This is a genomic window from Acutalibacter sp. JLR.KK004, from assembly GCF_036941085.1.
Taxonomy (GTDB): domain Bacteria; phylum Bacillota; class Clostridia; order Oscillospirales; family Acutalibacteraceae; genus Acutalibacter.
In genome coordinates this window covers 2433766-2451784 of sequence record NZ_JAYMNQ010000001.1, presented here as the reverse complement: position 1 = coordinate 2451784, position 18019 = coordinate 2433766, and the positions used below count along the sequence as shown (strand labels likewise).

16 protein-coding genes and 1 tRNA gene are annotated in these 18019 nt (G+C 56.8%); 11 read left to right on the top strand and 6 right to left on the bottom strand.

Going from position 1 to position 18019, the window contains the following annotated elements; all coding sequences use genetic code 11:
- Positions 1–38 precede the first annotated feature (38 nt).
- Positions 39–293: a putative signal transducing protein gene (locus tag VSQ30_RS13275; RefSeq protein WP_160641889.1), complete on the bottom strand. Its 255-nt coding sequence runs from the start codon at positions 291–293 to the stop codon at positions 39–41.
- A 203-nt stretch (positions 294–496) separates the two neighbouring features.
- Here VSQ30_RS13275 and dnaJ point away from each other — a divergent pair, with 203 nt between their 5' ends.
- The 3 genes from dnaJ to VSQ30_RS13260 all read left to right on the top strand — a co-directional run bounded on the left by dnaJ (position 497) and on the right by VSQ30_RS13260 (position 4878).
- A complete protein-coding gene (gene dnaJ, locus VSQ30_RS13270) occupies positions 497–1645 on the top strand; it encodes a molecular chaperone DnaJ (RefSeq protein ID WP_160641890.1) in 1149 nt (382 codons plus the stop codon).
- Between the two features lie 184 nt (positions 1646–1829).
- Positions 1830–3218 carry an MATE family efflux transporter gene (locus VSQ30_RS13265; RefSeq protein WP_237076171.1) on the top strand — a complete coding sequence of 463 codons (1389 nt, stop codon included), beginning with the start codon at positions 1830–1832 and terminating at the stop codon, positions 3216–3218.
- Between the two features lie 337 nt (positions 3219–3555).
- Positions 3556–4878 carry an alpha-glucosidase/alpha-galactosidase gene (locus VSQ30_RS13260; protein ID WP_334464543.1) on the top strand — a complete coding sequence of 441 codons (1323 nt, stop codon included), beginning with the start codon at positions 3556–3558 and terminating at the stop codon, positions 4876–4878.
- A gap of 160 nt (positions 4879–5038) precedes the next feature.
- Here VSQ30_RS13260 and VSQ30_RS13255 read toward each other — a convergent pair whose 3' ends face one another.
- Positions 5039–5863 (bottom strand): peptidoglycan DD-metalloendopeptidase family protein, encoded by an 825-nt coding sequence (locus tag VSQ30_RS13255; protein ID WP_334464541.1) that lies wholly within the window; start codon positions 5861–5863, stop codon positions 5039–5041.
- Positions 5864–6370: 507 nt separating this feature from the next.
- On the opposite strand from VSQ30_RS13255, the gene lexA reads away from it, so the two are divergent.
- Positions 6371–6952 (top strand): transcriptional repressor LexA, encoded by a 582-nt coding sequence (lexA, locus tag VSQ30_RS13250; protein ID WP_160641893.1) that lies wholly within the window; start codon positions 6371–6373, stop codon positions 6950–6952.
- Between the two features lie 70 nt (positions 6953–7022).
- Here the strand turns inward: lexA and VSQ30_RS13245 are convergent, their stop codons facing one another.
- The 3 genes from VSQ30_RS13245 to VSQ30_RS13235 all read right to left on the bottom strand — a co-directional run bounded on the left by VSQ30_RS13245 (position 7023) and on the right by VSQ30_RS13235 (position 9132).
- Positions 7023–7550: a flavodoxin domain-containing protein gene (locus VSQ30_RS13245; protein ID WP_334464538.1), complete on the bottom strand. Its 528-nt coding sequence runs from the start codon at positions 7548–7550 to the stop codon at positions 7023–7025.
- The gene (locus VSQ30_RS13240; RefSeq protein ID WP_334464881.1) at positions 7547–8164 is read right to left on the bottom strand and encodes a TetR/AcrR family transcriptional regulator; all 618 of its coding nucleotides are present in this window, start codon (positions 8162–8164) and stop codon (positions 7547–7549) included. Before VSQ30_RS13240 ends, VSQ30_RS13245 begins: the two co-directional genes overlap by 4 nt.
- Before the next feature lie 248 nt (positions 8165–8412).
- On the bottom strand, positions 8413–9132 hold the full coding sequence (locus tag VSQ30_RS13235; RefSeq protein ID WP_334464537.1) for a 5'-methylthioadenosine/adenosylhomocysteine nucleosidase: 720 nt from the start codon (positions 9130–9132) through the stop codon (positions 8413–8415).
- A gap of 181 nt (positions 9133–9313) precedes the next feature.
- On the opposite strand from VSQ30_RS13235, the gene VSQ30_RS13230 reads away from it, so the two are divergent.
- Together VSQ30_RS13230 and VSQ30_RS13225 are read left to right on the top strand one after the other, a co-directional pair.
- Positions 9314–9400 (top strand) — tRNA-Leu (locus VSQ30_RS13230).
- A gap of 244 nt (positions 9401–9644) precedes the next feature.
- Positions 9645–10511 (top strand): PSP1 domain-containing protein, encoded by an 867-nt coding sequence (locus VSQ30_RS13225; protein WP_160641897.1) that lies wholly within the window; start codon positions 9645–9647, stop codon positions 10509–10511.
- Positions 10512–10707: 196 nt separating this feature from the next.
- On the opposite strand, the gene VSQ30_RS13220 is transcribed toward VSQ30_RS13225, so the two are convergent.
- Positions 10708–10998, bottom strand: a complete 291-nt coding sequence (locus VSQ30_RS13220) for an RNA polymerase sigma factor (protein WP_334464535.1) — start codon at positions 10996–10998, stop codon at positions 10708–10710.
- A gap of 304 nt (positions 10999–11302) precedes the next feature.
- Here VSQ30_RS13220 and VSQ30_RS13215 point away from each other — a divergent pair, with 304 nt between their 5' ends.
- From VSQ30_RS13215 to rplI, 5 genes are all read left to right on the top strand, one after another.
- Positions 11303–12280, top strand: coding sequence for an asparaginase (locus VSQ30_RS13215; RefSeq protein WP_334464533.1), 978 nt, complete (start codon positions 11303–11305; stop codon positions 12278–12280).
- 498 nt (positions 12281–12778) lie between these two features.
- Positions 12779–14848, top strand: a complete 2070-nt coding sequence (locus VSQ30_RS13210) for a ribonuclease J (RefSeq protein ID WP_334464531.1) — start codon at positions 12779–12781, stop codon at positions 14846–14848.
- A 422-nt stretch (positions 14849–15270) separates the two neighbouring features.
- Positions 15271–17244, top strand: a complete 1974-nt coding sequence (locus tag VSQ30_RS13205; RefSeq protein ID WP_334464529.1) for a DHH family phosphoesterase — start codon at positions 15271–15273, stop codon at positions 17242–17244.
- A gap of 38 nt (positions 17245–17282) precedes the next feature.
- Positions 17283–17507, top strand: coding sequence for a hypothetical protein (locus VSQ30_RS13200; protein WP_334464527.1), 225 nt, complete (start codon positions 17283–17285; stop codon positions 17505–17507).
- Positions 17508–17531: 24 nt separating this feature from the next.
- Complete coding sequence (gene rplI, locus VSQ30_RS13195; RefSeq protein ID WP_334464525.1) at positions 17532–17981, top strand: 50S ribosomal protein L9; 450 nt, start codon at positions 17532–17534, stop codon at positions 17979–17981.
- The last annotated feature ends 38 nt before the right edge of the window (positions 17982–18019 follow it).

The window sequence follows — 18019 nt, the reverse complement described above, 5'->3', positions numbered from 1 at the left end:
AAAAGGAAGCCGCCTGGGCTTCCTTGGCTTTACGGCATCTATGGGTTTTCAGAACCAGCATGGGAAAAAAGTTCCTCCAGGATTTCCTCTGCCTGAGGCTTTTTCTCTGCGGGAACAAAAACTTGTAGCCGCTCCATAATCCCCGTCCGCATGACAAACCCAGCGCCATGCACAGGCAAAGACGTGCAGGGAATGCCATTTTCCTTTAAGGCCTGCATCAGCATTTCTGCCCACATGGCTTCTTTCTCAGAAAGAAACTCATAGCCTGTGCCGGAAAAACTCTTGTTCTCCATAACAAACTCCTTTCCAAACGGCGTTTCAGCCGCTTCCTGTCGAATTCCAGATTCTAATGCCGTCTCTATTTTAATTATAACACCGCGGCCCCCCCTAAAGCAAGGGGAGCGGAAACGGAATTTTTTTTCCTATTTGACGGGCGGCGTGGGATTTGCTATAATATGGGATAACGATATTATATGTTAAGAGAGGGCGAGACAGCTTGGCGGACAAAAGGGATTTTTATGAAGTGCTGGGCGTGCAGAAGGGCGCGTCCGAGGACGAAATCAAGAAGGCATACCGGAAGCTGGCAAAAAAATACCATCCCGACCTGAACCCTGGGGACGCCCAGGCCGAGACGAAATTCAAAGAGGTAAACGAGGCATACGAGGTGCTGTCCGACGGCGACAAGCGCGCCCGGTACGATCAGTTCGGCCACGCGGGGGTAGACCCCAACTTTGGCGGCGGCGCGGGGGGGAACCCCTTCCAGGGCGGCGGCTTCGATTTCACCGATATTTTCGACAGCTTCTTTGGGGGCGGTTTTGGCGGCGCCCGCCGCCAGAACCCCAACGCACCCCGGCGGGGCACGGACGTGCAGGCAAGTGTGGCCGTCTCCTTTGAGGAAGCGGCAAAGGGTGTGAAGAAAACCGTAGAATACCAGCAGATTGAAACCTGCGGCGACTGCCATGGCACAGGCGCGGCGGCAGGCACCACCCCCAAAACCTGCCCCCACTGCAGCGGCACAGGCCAGGTGCGCATTAACCAGCGCACCCCCTTTGGGGTGGTGCAGTCCTCCCAAACCTGCGACCGCTGCCGGGGCACAGGCAAGCTGGTTGAAACCCCCTGCAAAACCTGCGACGGCAAGGGCCGCGTGCGCCGGAAGAAGTCGGTGGAGATAAGCATCCCTGCCGGCATAGATGACGAGCAGATTCTGAACGTGGGCGGCAGGGGCAACGCCGGGGCGAACGGCGGGCCTAACGGGGATCTCCATGTATATGTCTCTGTGCGGCCCCATCCCATTTTCCAGCGCCGGGGCACAGACGTGCTGTGCGATATGCCTGTCACCTTCACCCAGGCAGCCCTGGGCGCAGACGTGGAAGTGCCCACCCTGGACGGCAGGGTAAGCTACCATATCCATGAGGGCACCCAGCCCGGGGATGTGTTCCGCCTAAAGGGCAAGGGCATCCAAAGCCTGAACGGGCGCTCCCGGGGGGATCAGTACGTCACCGTAACCGTAGAAGTGCCTAAAAACCTTTCCAAGCGCCAGAAGGAGCTGCTGGCAGAGCTGGATAAGGCTTCCGACGACAAGAATTACCAGAAGCGCAAAAACTTTTTCTCAAAGCTTAAGGGCCTTTTTGAGGACGGCATCTAAACGGCTTTGAGATTTCCCAGCTTCCCGGCCCCCGCAGATTTATGCCTGCGGGGGCTTTTCCTATAAAAAATCCTCCTGGCCCCCTGAGGTATAAAAGGACGCTCCCCTTAACGCGGGGGGCTTGCAAACCCTATGAAGGGATGGTATAATAGTTGCAGATAAAACTATTTTAGGAGTGAGAGCGTTGCATTTTGTAAATGCCCAGCGTGTGTGCAGGGGAATGGAAATGGGGGAGGTGCCCCCGGAGAAAACCATTATCCGGGACGTGCTCCATGTGGCCTGGCCCTCGGTGCTGGAGTCCTTTTTCGTAGGCCTTGCGGGCATGGTGGACACCATCATGGTAGGCGCGCTGGGGTCTTACGCCATTGCCGCGGTGGGCCTCACCACCCAGCCGAAATTCTTAGGCCTGGCCCTTTTCCTGTCCATGAACGTGGCGGTTTCTGCCATTGTGGCCCGGCGCAAGGGGGAAAACGACCGGGAAAGCGCCAACAGGGTGGTGCGCATGGTGCTGCTTATCACCGTCCTGCTTACGGCAGTGATAAGCGCGGCCTTTGTGGCGTTTGCAAGCCCCATTGTAGCCATGGTTGGCTCCCAGCCGGACACCCACGAATACGCGGTGGACTACCTGCGCATCATCATGGGCGGGCAGATTTTCTCCACTGTGTCCCTGGTTTTAAACGCCGCCCAGCGGGGGGCGGGGAACACCCGTATCGCCATGGTCACAAACCTGATTTCCAACATTGTAAACGTGCTGTTCAACTACCTGCTCATCGGCGGCAACTTCGGCTTCCCAGCCCTGGGGGTGCGGGGCGCGGCCTTAGCCACAGTGATTGGCACCATCTGCGCCTGCGTGCTCAGCATCTGCTCCGTATTACATAGGAACGGCTTCGTCTACCTGGGCGCGGTAAAAGGCTGGCTGGCAGACAAGCTCAGTGTCCGCTCCCTTTTAAGCGTTGGATCCAGCGCTTTTGTAGAGCAGGTGTGCCTGCGCATTGGCTTCCTGCTTTTCTCCATGACCGTGGCCCATCTGGGCACCACAGAGCTGGCGGCCCACCAAATCGGCATGAACATGATGCACATGTCCTTCACCTTTGGGGACGGGCTGTCCGTAGCCTCGGTCACCCTCATCGGCCAAAGCCTGGGGCGCAAGCGCCCGGACATGGCCAAGATATACGGCAGCGTGGCCCAGAAAATCGGCCTGATCTGCGCTTTTGTTGTGGCGGTGTTCTATTTCTTCTTTGGCAAATCCCTGTTCCTGCTGTTCTCAAACGAGCAGGTCATCCTGGATTATGGCGCAACGATTATGCGCGTCTTAAGCGTCATGCTTTTCTTCCAAATCCTGCAGGTGGTGCAGTTCGGCTGCCTGCGCGGGGCGGGGGACACCCGCTTCACCGCCATGGTATCCCTCATAAGCGTCACCTGCATCCGCCCGGGCATAAGCTGGCTGCTGTGCTATCCCCTGGGCCTGGGGCTTGTCGGCGCGTGGCTAGGCACCTTCTGCGACCAGTGCGTGCGGTTCCTCATGAGCTTTGTGCGTTTCCGCAAGGGCCAATGGACAAAGCTGAAGCTGTAACAAGGCCGTGGGATTCCATCCCACACCCTGCAAACCTTTTTTGAAAAAAGGTTTGATCCAAAAACCAAATAAAGTGCCCGCCCAAAAGCGGAACCCCGGAGATGGCAGTCTCCGGGGTTTTGAGTTTTAGCGCTTTTTGTCAAAACAGCCTTGCCCTTTTTCTTTGAGTGTGGTATAGTCAGGACAGTTGGAAACAGCGGCTATAGTTAACGCAGTTCAAAAGAGGTATTCTACCTCTTTTGAACCAGGCGGCTCAGCCGTTCAACTTGAAAATCGGGATCTACCGATTTTCAAGTGCGTTTACTATAAGCCGCGGGAAAGGACTGAAAAAACGCAGATGAAAAAAATCACCTTTATGGGCGCTGGCAGCACAGTGTTCGCCCGGAATGTGCTGGGAGACTGCATGTGCAGCGAGGTCCTGCGGGACTGGGAGTTTGCCCTCTATGACATCGACGGCGTGCGGCTTTCGGAAAGCGCGGAAATTTTAGGGGCCATGAACGAAACCCTGGGGGGCCATGGGAAAATCACCACCTACCTGGGGGTGGAAAACCGGAAGGAAGCCCTGCGGGGAGCGGCCTTTGTGGTCAACGCCATCCAGGTGGGGCTGTACGATCCCTGCACCATCATCGACTTTGAGGTGCCTAAAAAGTACGGCCTGCGCCAGACCATTGGCGACACCCTGGGCATTGGCGGCATCATGCGCGCCCTGCGCACCATCCCCGTAATGGCGGACTTTGCCCGGGATATGGAAGAGGTGTGCCCAGACGCCTGGTTCTTAAACTACACCAATCCCATGGCCATGCTCTCCGGCTACATGCAGCGCTATACAAATGTCAAAACCATAGGCCTGTGCCACAGTGTCCAGGTATGCAGCGAAGGGCTTCTCAAGGCCCTGGATATGGAGGATAAGCTTCCGGGCCGCAAGGAGCTTATCGCCGGCATCAACCACATGGGCTGGCTGCTTGAAATCAAGGACAAGGACGGGAATGACCTGTACCCGGAAATCCGCCGTCGGGCTAAGGAGAAGAACGCAAAGGAACAGCACAAGGACATGGTGCGCTTTGACTACATCGACAAGTTCGGCTATTATTGCACCGAGTCCAGCGAGCACAACGCAGAGTACAACATGTTCTACATCAAATCAAAATATCCCGAGCTTATCGGCCGCTTCCAAATTCCCCTGGACGAATACCCCCGCCGCTGCGTGGATCAGATTAAGAAGTGGGCCAAGCAGCGGGACGAGCTGCGCCAAAGCCACCAGCTTCAGCACCAGCGTTCCCGGGAGTATGCTTCCCACATCATGGAAGCCATTGTCACCGGTGATCCCTACCAAATCGGCGGCAACGTGCTGAACACCGGGGGCTTAATCGAAAACCTGCCCCAGGATGCCTGCGTGGAGGTGCCCTGTCTTGTAGACGGCATGGGCATACACCCCTGCCGGGTAGGCCGGCTGCCTGTGCAGTGCGCCGCTATGAACATGACCAACATCAACGTGCAGCTTCTCACCATCGAGGCCGCTGTCACCGGGAAGAAAGAGCACATCTACCAGGCCGCCATGCTGGATCCCCACACCGGCAGCGAGCTGGATATAGACGCCATCATCAAAATGGTGGATGACTTAATCGAAACCCACGGAAGCTGGCTTCCCCAGTACCACTAAAAACCACAGTAAAACGGCAGGGAACCGGGCAGCATGCGCCGCTGTTTCCTGCCGTTTTGTGCGTCTTAAAAGTTTTTGGGGATTCTTAAGGGGTGTTTTTCAAAAACACCCCTTAAGCCGCCGGAGGCAAAACCCCAGAGGCAAACCCCGGAAGCAAAAGCTAGTTCTTTCCCTCCAGCACGCTGCGGGGATCCATGCAGGCCCCGTCCCGGCGCACCTCCAGGTGGAGGTGGGGCTGCTGGGCAGCTTCCTCAGGCACAGCGGTGATGGTGCCGATAGCCTGGCCCATGGACACTACGTCCTCCGGCTGCACCAGGAATTCCTCTCCCACGCCGCAGTAGTAAAACATATAGTCCCCATGTTCCACAACAATGACGTTGCCCAGCATACTGTCCGTATACGTCTCCTTCACAATGCCGTTGCCGCAGGCCAGCACCTGCTCCCCGCTTTCAGCGGCAATGTCGCACCCAGCGTGGACGCGCCAATCCTTCATAGTTTCAGAGTACATAGGCGCCCCGGAGCTGTAGGCCTTGTCAATCTGCTTGGAGGCCACCGGATACAGCATTTCTGTGCTGATTTCATAGAGCGGGGCCGTAGCGGGCACCTGGGAAGCCTCGCTCTCCTCAGGCGCGGGAGTGGGAGATGGGCTTTTGGTGGGGGCAATTTTCTTAGGCGTGCTGCCGGCTAACTTCGCCCCGGCCGAGGCAGCGGAGGAGGTTTTCCCGGAGGGGACGGAGGAGCTGGCGCTTTCCTTTTTAGGCGCTTCCGGATCGTCGTCTTTCAGGACGTTCTGGCCGCTGCGCACGTCCTCTTCCTGCTGCTCAACCAGCGCGGGATCTGTAGAGGCGTCCTCCGGGCCAAGATAGTCCTGCACTGCGTCATAGGTGCTCCAGGCGGCAATGCCCACCGCCACCAGACAAACAGCCAGGGCCAGATAAAAGCCGTTGCGCCTTGCCTTACCTTCTGAGAATCGTTTTCCATTCATGGTGGTTCCATTCCTTTCGGAGTAAAATACATTTTGCATGGCAACTGTATTCTGGCCCGCCCAAAAAGGAAATATACACAAAAGGAAGAAAGGCCGAGAAACTTTCGGCCTTTCTTCCTTTTGCTTGAGGGGTATTATTGAGGAGGGTTAGTTCACGCGGCCTAAAAGAGGCAGCCTCTTTTGGGGGCGTTCACTATAGAACATGTATCTCAAGAAAAGGTGCGGTCCATTTCTTTTGAGTACACCTCTATTATAAACCTTTTTTCCAAAGAGTTGTTACGGCCTTGTGAATAAACCTTAAAGAAATTCTGCCGGATTTGTGAATTTTCCCGAAAACTGTCGAAAACGCACCAGAAAAATTTTGAAAAGTTTTCAAACAAACGTTTCATTTTCAGAGAACATATGATATAATACAAATAAGAAACCTTGGTGTGGCCTCTCATAGGGCTATACCCCTCGTATAATCCGGGCGCTTTCCCCTGCCCATTTTCCACAGGAGGCATGGCAATGGAACCCTTAACGAAAAGCCAGCAAAAAGTTTTTGATTTTTTACGGGAGCAAATGCCCTCCGGCATCCCCCCCACTGTGCGGGAGATCTGCAACGCCACAGGCTTGCGCTCCACCTCCACAGTCCACGCCCATCTGAAAACCCTGGAAAAGCTGGGCTACATCACCCGGGAAGCTGGGCTGAACCGCTCCATCCGCATTGAAGGCAGCGAAGCCGCCGTACAGGTGCCCATTATGGGCAAGGTAACGGCAGGGCTGCCCATCCTGGCAGTGGAGGACATAGAGGGCTACATCCCCTTCCCCCAGAAAACCGGCAAGGAGCTTTTTGCCCTCCATGTCAGCGGCCTGAGTATGCGGGACGCAGGCATCCTGGACGGGGATTACGTAATTGCGGAACGGGTGCCCACAGCGGAGGACGGGGACATTGTGGTGGCCCTGCTGGAGGATGAGGCCACCGTAAAAACCCTGTACCGGGAGGAGGGCCGCGTCCGCTTGCAGCCGGAAAATCCGGATTTCTCCCCCATCTACGCCAAAGACGTTTCCCTGCTGGGAAAGGTTATTGCCGTGATACGGTATCTGTAAAGGGGAACAGCTTTCAAACAGACAAGGCGTGATACTTGTGTAAAGCATCATGCCTTGTCATGTATAGCCGCTATCTGCCCACCCGCAAATAGGCTTCCAGTTCCCGCAGGTTTTCCCGCTCCGCCTTGCTGAAGGAAGAAGCCACCGTCTGGATCGCTTCCTGATCCTCCGGCGTGGGATTTTTCTTGGCGCCCAGCATCTTGCGGAAAGCAGCCATCATGGCCTTGTCCACAAAGCCCATTTTTTCATAATTCAGCCCGCCCCACAGGTAAAATGCAGGCACCCGCTCCCTCGCCTCTGGAGGGACATTTTGCTGGACAGCCCGTTCAATCCCCACCGGATCCGGGGGCATGGCCCCAGTAAAGAATAAAGCCAGGCGTTTCCCCTCCAGCCTTGGCGCTTGTCTAAAAAACCACTTGGCTCCAGGGAGAATCCCGGCCCGCAGGCCGCTGCCAAAGGCAATGGCGTCAAATGTGTCAAGGGATATAGCTTTACGGCCTTTATAGGGAACACACGCGCAGCTCAAGTCTTGGGCCAGCCACTGGGCATATTGGGCGGTAAAGCCTGTTTTCGAGTGGTAAAGTATCAAAGTTTTCATGGGTTTCCCTCCTCTGTTCCGGCGGCGAAGCCCTGCTGCCGGGTGAATTGCCGCAAATGTGCCATAAAGCGGGGCTGGGCTTCCTCCCAGCTTTCACAGGTGTGCAGCAGCAAAAACACCCCGCCGTAAAAGCCCAGCGCCATGGCGGCAGGATCTCCCTGGGGGCACTTGCCTTCTGCCATCAGCCGCCGGAAAATCTCTTCCTCCACCTGTAAAGGGTAATCCCTATACAGTTTTTGATACACAGCCCCAGCCAGCTCGTGGGCATATTGGCTTACCACCAGCAGCCGGCGGAACTGGCTGTTCCAGGGATCTTCAAAGAAATACCGGAATATTCCGGCAAGGGTTTCTCCCAGCGGGGCAAGGCTGGACTGCCCGAAAACGGAGAGGTCATCTTCGGTGGAGAAGGGCAGACCCTGTGCCTGGAAATATTCCTGGGCCTTTTCCCAGCATAACTCCACCAGGCTGTCAAAAATGGCCTGTTTGCCGGGAAAATAGTGGTACAGCGAGCTTTCCCGAATGCCCACAGCCCTTGCCAGCTCCCGCACTGATACTGCGTCATAGCCCCGCTGGGAGAAAAGCCCCAGTGCCTCCCACAAAATTTTTTCTTTCATCTGCAAACGTATTCCTCCAAACGAACAACCGTTAGTTTCTATTATTATACTAACGATTGTTCGTTTTGTCAAGGGGCTAGGGCTTGTTTGAAGATAGAGCGCCTGCAAAAAAGAGGGCGGCACCAGCCACCCTCTTTAGAACCTGCCTGCCATATTTCAACCGAGCATGACAAGTTATATAACTTTACACGATTTTCTGACAATAAAGGTTCTGCCTTTACATACAAAATCTGACAAGCAACACGCCTTTACAGCCTTGGCAGCACCGCGCCCAGCAGTTTTCCGGTCTTTTCTGCGGCCATTTTGGTGAAGGCTGGGAAATCCATGGGAGAATCGTCGTTGGCGCAGTCGGAAATGGCCCGGAGCACCGCGCAGGGCACGCTGTTCATATAGCACACCTGGGCAATAGCCCCGCCCTCCATCTCCACAGCATGGGCCTCAAATTTTTCCTGTAGGAACTGGTTCTTTTCCGCGTCAGCCACAAAGACATCCCCAGTGCAGATAACCCCAAAGTGCGCGCCGCCATAAATGCTGCGGGCTTCCTTCAGCAGCAGCCCGGCAGCTTCCTCGCAGCAGGGCAGCAGCAGGATATCCTCGTTTTCCCCGCTTGCGCGGCGGATAAACAGGGTGCCCAGGGGATCGCCCATGGCAGTGGTGTCGAAATCATACTGCACGCAGGCAGCAGCCACCACCAGATCCCCAATGTGTACCTGAGGCCCCACGCCTCCCGCCACGCCCACGTTGATAACAAGCCGGGGGCTGTACCGCAGCACCATAGTCTGGGCGCACACGGCGGCGTTCACCTTGCCGGGGCCGCATTCCGCCACCACGCAGGCCACGCCCTCCAGGGTGCCGCTGTGAAAGGCAAGCCCGGAAAATTCCTCCACCTTTTCTTCCTGCATGGCAGCAAGCAGGGCCTCCACTTCTGTCGCCATGGCGCCGATAATGCCGATAGGTTTTTCAGCCATAGGAAATACTCCTCCTCATTTAAATTAGTTCATAAAACAGTTTCGTCTCAGTATACCATAAATCGCGCCAGGGGAAAAGGGGGGAAGCAGTCGAAAAAAATTTGCAAAAGCTGTTGACTTTTATACCAGCAGGTGCTATAATAAACAAGCGCTCAGGAAAGGGCGCAGATGAATATGGTATGCAGGTATGGCGGAATTGGCAGACGCGTATGGTTCAGGTCCATATGAGCGCAAGTTCATGCAGGTTCAAGTCCTGTTACCTGCACCAAACCTGCGGTGGGCGATAGGCGCACCGCAGGTTTTCTTTATTTTCTGTAGCTTTCAGCAAGCGGTTCCTTTGGCTGGGGCCTGCTTTCTTTGAGAAAGCCCTTTGGCTTTGGGGACGCGGCGTCTTATCCTCATCTTGGAGAGGGACAGGCGGCTACAATATTGGTAAAGTGATATGGCCTGCTTTCCCTTTGGGGCGGGGCATATTAGGAGGGCTTTGGCCCTTTGGAAAGGGGAAGCTGTGTATGGCCGAGGTAATCGGGGTACGCTTTAAAAATACAGGCAAGGTATATTATTTTGACCCAGGCCAGGAGCGCCTGGAAAAGGGCGACATGGCCATTGTGGAGACAGCCCGGGGCGTGGAGTGCGGCGAGGTTGCCATGGGGAACCGGGAAATCAGCGACGAATCCATTGTGCAGCCCTTGCGCCAGATGGTGCGCAAGGCCACCCGGGAAGATATCCAGCGAGTGATGGAGAACCGGAAAAAGGAGAAGTCTGCTTTTAAGGCATGTGAAAGGCGCATTGCCAGCCGCGGGCTGGAGATGAAGCTGGTGGACGTGGAATACACCTTTGACAACAGCAAAATCCTGTTCTATTTTACCGCCGATGGGCGGGTGGATTTCCGGGAACTGGTAAAGGACTTGGCGGGGATGTTCCACACCCGCATTGAACTGCGGCAGATTGGCGTGCGAGACGAGGCCAAAATGCTGGGGGGCATGGGGATCTGCGGCAGGCCCTTCTGCTGCGGTTCCTTTTTAGGCGGCTTCCAGCCTGTTTCCATTAAAATGGCAAAGGAACAGGGGCTGTCCCTGAACCCGGTGAAGATTTCCGGCACCTGCGGGCGGCTGATGTGCTGCCTGAAATATGAGCAGGAGGCCTACCAGGATCTGCTGCGCACCACTCCCAAGGTGAATGCTTTGGTGTCCACCCCGGACGGCAAGGGCGTTGTGATAGACACAAACCTGCTGACCCGGAAGCTCACTGTGCGGCTGGACAAGGATCCGGACGCGGCGCCCAAGGTCTTTCATGCCGACCAGGTGAAGGTGCTGCGGGACGGCAGGGTGAAAGTGGACAAAAAGGAGATTGAAGAGCTGAAGGATCTGGAAAACTGAGGCTGGCCTCCGGCGGGGAAGGGGCATTGCCCCCTCCACCCCCACCACTTTTGAAAAAGTGGACAAAACTTTTGATTTATTGAAACTGTACTATATTGATTCTTCTCAAATAAATGCTTCTTTGAAGATTTCATAATGATATTGCGGCCCATGTACCCGGCTGGCCTGCGGGCGCATGGGCCGTTTTTCGGGATTTTCAAGTGCGTTTGCTATAGGACAGGGCGCGGCCCAGGCGCTTTTTGGACTTTTGCAAATGCCTGCACACTGTGGCCTTGCCGATGCCCAGGGCTTTGCCTGCTTCCTCCATGGTCATGCCCTGGAAAAAATACAGTTCCACGCACTGCCGCTGCCGGGGGGTCAGCTCCTGCCGGACGGCCAGCCGCAGCAGCCGGAGGGCGGCTTCCGGGGGCGGGTTGTCCTGGGGGAGGCCGCCGCCCTCTGTCAAAAAAAACTGGGCCTTTTCCCAGGGGATACGCTTTATTTCCATGGCAGGATCTCCTTTCAAACAGATGTTCTGCTTTCAGTATAGCAGATGAAAGGGGAAAGCGCAAGAGGATTTGGAACAAAAATTCGGGTTTGAGGTTTCTTCTGGGCAGACAGGCAAAATGCAGGATGGCACAAAAAATCCTGCAAAACAGGTTGTGAACAAACTGTGAATGATGGTAAAATGGGTCGATTTTTTGGAAAAAGAGGGGCGTTTTGTAAACAAATTGTCATCTTTGTAACCTGTTGTTACTTTCAGGAAATGACTGCCCCGCATCATACTATATAATATGGGGAAAGGCGCAAGTATGAAAAAGCTTTTGCTGATTGCCACAGGGGGCACTATCGCCTCCACAAAAACAGAAGGGGGGCTGGCACCGGGCCTGCCGCCGGAGGAGCTGCTGGGCCGGGTGCCGGACGCCAGGACGTTCTGCCAGGTGGACGCGGTTCAGCCCATGAACCTTGACAGCACCAATATCACCCCCAGCCATTGGCTGGGGCTGGCGGGGGTGGTGGAAGAAAACTATCACCGCTACGACGGGTTTGTAATTTGCCACGGCACCGACACCCTGGCATACTCCGGCGCGGCTTTGTCCTACCTCATCCAGGGCACCCGCAAGCCTATTGTGCTCACCGGCGCCCAGAAGCCCATTGACCGGGAGGATACCGACGCCAGGCAGAACCTGCTAGACAGCCTGCGGTTTGCAAGCTGCGGGGACAGCGGGGTGTGCATTGTCTTTGGGGGCCATGTGATTGCCGGGACGCGGGCCAGGAAAACCAGGACAAAAAGCTATAACGCTTTTTCCAGCATCAATTTTCCCGATTTGGCGGAGATACGGGACAGCCGGGTGGTGCGCTTTTTGCCCTGCGGGGAGACGGGGAAGCCTGTGTTTACAAAGAAGCTGAATGACCGGGTGGCCCTGCTGAAGCTGATTCCCGGCCTTTCCCCAGAGGCCTTTTCCGCCCTGGGGGCCTGGTGCGACGGGCTGATTATCGAAAGCTATGGGGTGGGAGGCATTCCGGATGCGTACCTCCAGCAGCTTGACATGCTGGTGAAGGCGGGCAAGACGGTGGTGCTGGCCACCCAGGTGCCCCAAGAGGGCAGCGACCTTTCTGTGTACCAGGTGGGGCACAGGGTGAAGGAGCGCTACCACCTGCTGGAGCCTTATGACATGACGCTGGAATCCACGGTGACAAAGCTGATGTGGGTGCTGGGCCAGACCGCCGATCCGGAGGAGGCGCGCCGGCTGTTTTACACCCCGGTGAATTATGATCTGCTGTTTTAGGGTTTGTCCCGCATAAAACCCGGGAGAGCCGCCTATGCTGTATTGCAGAGGGCAGGGCGCTTGACAGGAAGGCCCGGGATAGAGTACAATAAGAATAGTGGCAGGATTTCCCTGCATGGAAACGGCATGACTGCGGCTGCTGCCGCATGTGTATAGATACGGAAAACGTGAAGGATGGCCCCGGGCGGGGCGATCAGGTGAAAAGGCGGCTTTTCGGCCCGCTTCTGTCCCTGCTTGCAGGCAGGGAGGGCAGGCCCCGGTTTTGTGCTTCCTTTTTTATGCGCGCGAGAGGTTTTTGCGCCGACATCCTTCCGTGCATCCGCAGACGCAAAGGGCGGAAAGATACTGAAAAGCCCTGTTACGGTAAGCGTATTTCCAGGGCAGGCTGGCGTAACAGCCGGCGCGGTTTGCAAAGGGGCGGAAAACCCCTTTGGAACCGGCGGCAAAGCCGCTTGCTGATGAGAAACCGCTTGAGCATGATAATTAGGAGGAAAAGAAGTGGCAGAAAACGGAAAAAAGAATAACAGGCCCCTGCCCAAGGCGGAGAAGGCTTCGGGCGGGACGGGGGAAACGCCCCGCATTGGAAAGATAGCAGGCCCCAGAAGGCCCCAGCAGCAGGAGGGGCAGAAGAACTGGTGGCCCGGCAGGGGGCGGCAGAAGGCGGATCAGCGGAAAACAGAAGCACGATCCAAAGGGGAAGCCAGGCCGAAGGGAGAGGCCCGGCCGAAAAATGACACTCGCCCCAAGAACGAAGCCAGGCCCAAGGGCGAGGCCCGGGGCAAGGCAAAGCGGCCCTCCATTGGCAGCGCGCCTATTGCCCTCTCGCAGCAGCAAGGGGCGGCAAAAGCTTTCCCGCCTCCCCAGCAGAACAAGCGGGGAAGCCGGAACGGGCGGGGCAGGCGCTCCCAGAAGCCTGCCATCCGGGCATACTTTTTGGGCGGGCTGAACGAGATTGGCAAGAACTTCACCCTTTACGAGTGCCAGGAGGACATGTTCATTGTGGACTGCGGGCTTTCTTTCCCGGACGAGGAAATGCTGGGCATTGACATGGTGATTCCGGACTTCACCTTTGTGGAGAAGAACCGGGACAAAATCCGGGGCGTGGTGATTACCCACGGGCACGAGGATCACATTGGCGCGGTGCCTTACCTGCTGAAAAAGCTGAACGTGCCTGTGTACGGCACAGCGCTGACCATCGGGCTGATTGAGGGGAAGCTGAAGGAGCATGGGCTGACTGGCTCTGCCCAGCTTCACGTGACCCCGGCAGGCTCCCATATCCCCATGGGCTGTATGCGGGTGGAGCTGATACACGTGAACCACTCCATTGCCGACGCGGTGGCCCTGGCTATCCACAGCCCGGCGGGGGTGCTTGTGCATACAGGGGACTTTAAGATTGACTTTACCCCTGCCGAGGGGGCTATGATCGATTTGGCCCGGTTCGCGGAGCTGGGAAAGGAAGGGGTGCTGGCCCTGCTGGCAGACTCTACCAACGCTGAGCGCCCGGGGTATACCCAGACAGAGCAGACGGTGAACAACTCCCTGGATTCCCTGTTCATGCGGGCCGAGGGCAAGCGGATTATTGTGGCCACATTTGCCTCCTCCATCAGCCGGGTGCAGATGATTATCAACTGCGCGGTGAAATATGGCAGGAAGGTGGCCCTTTCCGGCCGCAGCATGATAAATGTCATTGGCATTGCCAGCGAGCTGGGGTATCTGGACGTGCCTGCCGGGGTGCTGATTGACATCAGCATGATAAACCGCTATGAGGCGGGGCAGATTGTACTGATTACCACAGGCAGCCAGGGGGAGCCGATGTCGGCTTTAACCCGCATGGCTTTTTCCGACCACAGGCAGGTTTCCATTAACCCCAATGACTTTATTATCCTGTCGGCCCGGCCCATCCCCGGCAACGAAAAGACTGTGGGCACAGTGGTGGACGAACTGTTAAAGCAGGGCTGCACGGTGATTTATGAGACAATGTATGAGGTGCATGTTTCAGGCCACGCCTGCCAGGAAGAACTGAAGATGATGCAGGCCCTGACAAAGCCGAAATTTTTCATCCCCGTCCATGGGGAGCAAAAGCACCTGCAGAAGCACGCGGGGCTGGCGGTTTCCATGGGTATGCCCAAGGAAAATATCTTTATCGGCAACATCGGCAACGCTTTGGAAATCCACGAGGACTACATGCGGCAGATTGGGGACGTGCCTGCCGGGGACGTGATGGTGGACGGCCTGGGCGTGGGCGATGTGGGCAGCATTGTGCTGCGGGACCGGAAGCACCTGGCGGAGGACGGCCTGATTGTGGCGGTGTGCTCCCTGGAGGCGGAGACGGGCCATGTGGCCGCGGGGCCGGACATTGTCTCCAGAGGCTTTGTGTATGTGCGGGAATCGGAAGCCATGATGGAGGAGGCCCGCAAGCTGGTGGAGCGGGTGCTGGAGGACTGCGCCGACCGCCATGTGCGGGACTGGGGCACTTTGAAGCAGAACGTGAAGGATGAGCTTTCCCGGTATGTGTACCGCAAGACCCAGCGCAGCCCCATGATCCTGCCCATTTTGATGGAGGTATAGCAACGTAACGTTGCATCTGTGACGCGGGGACGTTCGCAGCGCATTCGCTGCTCACTGCTAGGTGTAGGCCATTCGCCGCGAAAAGAGTTTTCGCGGCTTACACGAGCCAGCGCGTTTTATGCAAAGCTGCCGTTGGTTTTGCCTCCGGCGGCTTAAGAAACTTTTTTGTAAAAACGTTTCTTAAGAATCTTCAAAAAACTTTGTGTTTGGGTGCGGGACTGTGCCCGCCCGCCGACGGGCGGGCAATTCGGGGAGCCAATGTATACAGCACACAGTTTTTAAGAAAACAGGAAGGTTAGTTTTTGGATCAAACCTTTTTTCAAAAAGGTTTGCAGGGGGTGGGACGGAGTCCCACGGTCTTGTGCGGCGAGAGCCTGGAAGCCCCCAAAGCTTGAGGGCCATCTGAAGGAGGGCGGAGGAAGGTGCGGAGGAAAAAAGTTTGGGTTATATCGCCGCTGTTCTACCTGATGGCGGCGGCTATGGCGGCTATGGCGGTGCTGAGCCTGCCCCACAGCAGAGTGCTGTTTATCATTGAGGGTACAGCGGCGGCGGTTTCCGTTTTGGCGGTGGCTGTTTCTGACTATCTGTACCGCCGGAACATCACCACAACGGTGCGCAGCGTGAAGCGGGTGCTGTCTGCCGAGGAGGAGCGGGCTTTCCAGGAATTTGCCCTGCCTGTGGCTGTGGTGGCCCCGGCGGGGGACATTGTGTGGGCAAACGCCGCCTTTGTGCAGTCCCTCTGCCGGGGCGGGGCCTACCAGGGGGAGAATGTTTTAAAGTATATCTACCCCAAGACCTTCCGGCAGGTGATGGGGGAACGGGGCGCGGCTGTGGCCTACCGGGGCCGGGAGTATACGGTATATGGCGCAAGGGCGGAGGAAGGGTATCTTCTGTACTTTGTGGACGACACCTACTTTAAGGCTGTGAACAAGGAATACCGGGAGAAGCGGCCGGTGGTGTGCCTTGCCGCCTTTGACAACCGGGATGAGCTTATCCGGGACAGCCTGGGGGACGAGGAGTCCCGCATTACCGCTGGGGTGGAGTCTGCCCTGCGCGTGTGGGTTTCCGGGGAGATGGGCGGCTTTATCCGGCGCCTGAGCAACGGGCGGTATCTGTTTTTAACCGACGACGCCCACATCGAGGAGGCGAAAAAGAAGCGCTTCCGGGTGCTGGACGAGGTGCGGGAAGTGAAAAACAGCAAGAACAATATGAGCGCCACCGTTTCCATCGGCGTGGGCCGGGGGGCCTCTGACATTGCCCAAAGCGAGCGCTGGGCAAGGCAGGCCCTGGACATGGCTTTGGGCCGGGGCGGCGACCAGGTGGCAGTGCGTTCGGAGGGCGATACATACGAGTTCTTCGGCGGGCTGTCAAAGGGCGTGGAGAAGCGGGACAAGGTGCGCACCAGGGTGATTGCCGCCACGCTGACGGATCATGTGCGGGCCAGCGACAAGGTGTTTGTCATGGGCCACAAGAATTCTGATTTGGACAGCGTGGGCGCGGCTGTGGGTATGTGGGCCGTTATCAGAAAAGGCCTGGAGAAGCCGGTGCATATTGTCATTGACAGGGCGCGCACTCTGGCGGCCCCGGTGGCAGACATGGTGGCGGACGCTTACCCGGAGGAGGATGTGTTTATCAGCCCCCTGGAAGCCCTGCAGTCGGTTACGGACAAGTCGCTGCTGATTGTGGTGGACACCCATTCCGTAAACTTTGTGGAGAGCCACGAGCTTTTGCAGCGGGCCATGCGGGTGGTGGTGATTGACCATCACAGGATGATGGTTTCCCACATTAAAAACGCGCTGATTTTCTACCACGAGCCTTATGCCAGCTCTGCCTCGGAGATGGTGACGGAGCTGGTGCAGTATATCAAAGGTTCCGCCATTGACGGGGTGGACGCGGAGGCGCTGCTTTCCGGCATTATGCTGGACACCAAGAACTTTGTGCTGAAAACCGGCGTGCGTACCTTTGAAGCCTCCGCTTACCTGCGCAGGCGGGGGGCGGACACAGTGGCAGTGAAAAAGCTGTTTTCCAGCACCCTGGACAACTACAAGCAGAAGGCCCAGCTTGTCTCCGGGGCGGAGATTTACATGGGCTGTGCCATTGCCACCTCCACCTGGGAATATGAAGATTTGCGGGTGGCGGCGGCCCAGGCCGCAGACGAGCTTTTGACCATCTTAGGGGTGCGGGCTTCCTTTGTGCTGTACAAGGTGGGGTCAGACGTGAGCATTTCTGCCCGGAGCCTGGGGGATGTGAACGTGCAGCTTATTTTAGAGGAATTCGGCGGCGGCGGGCACTTGACCATGGCCGGGGCGCAGATTAAAAATATCAGTATGCAGGACGCCAAGCGTTCCCTGCTGCGGGCGCTGGATCAGAAGCTCTCAGAAGTAAGCCAAGCGTAACGGAAGCGTGACGAAACGCTTTGCGGAGCAATGCGTTTTTGCACCCTAAGACGCGGGACGCTGTGTTTTCCGGGCATTTCCGGGGCTGGGCGGTGGTTTCTGCCCCGCGGGAATTGACGGCAGGGGATTTTTGCGGTATGATGAAGGAAACGCGGCTGTGCCCGGAGAGGCCCCTGCCCGCCCGGGCGCAGCCAGGGCGGCCCGGCCGGAAGCCGGGGCCTGGGGGCGAAGCCCCCAGAGGCAGGGGCAAAGGCGCGGTTTAGAGACATAGAAGGGAGAGACAGAAGATGAAGGTAGTTTTATTGCAGGACGTGAAGTCCATTGGGAAGAAGGGCGAGCTTTGCAATGTGTCTGACGGGTATGCCAGGAATTTCCTGCTGCCCCGGAAGCTTGCCAAGGAGGCAAACGCCCAGGCTATGAACGAGCTGAAGAACGCGGAAGCTGCCAAAGAGTATAAAATCAAGACGGAGACAGAGCAGGCAAAGAAGAACGCGGACGCCATAAAGGGCAAGACCGTTAAAATCTATGCCAAGGCAGGCCAGAGCGGGAAGATTTTCGGTTCCGTCACAGCCAGGGAGATTGCCCAGGAGATTGGCAGGCAGCTTCATGTGGAGGTGGACAAAAAGAAGATTGTGCTGGAGGGCGATATCAAAGCCTTTGGTACGTACAATTTCGATGTGAAGTTTTATAACGGCATTTCCGCCACCATGAGCGTCGCCGTCTGCGAGGCAACGTGACGTTGCATCCGAGACGCGGGGACGCGCGCGACGCATAC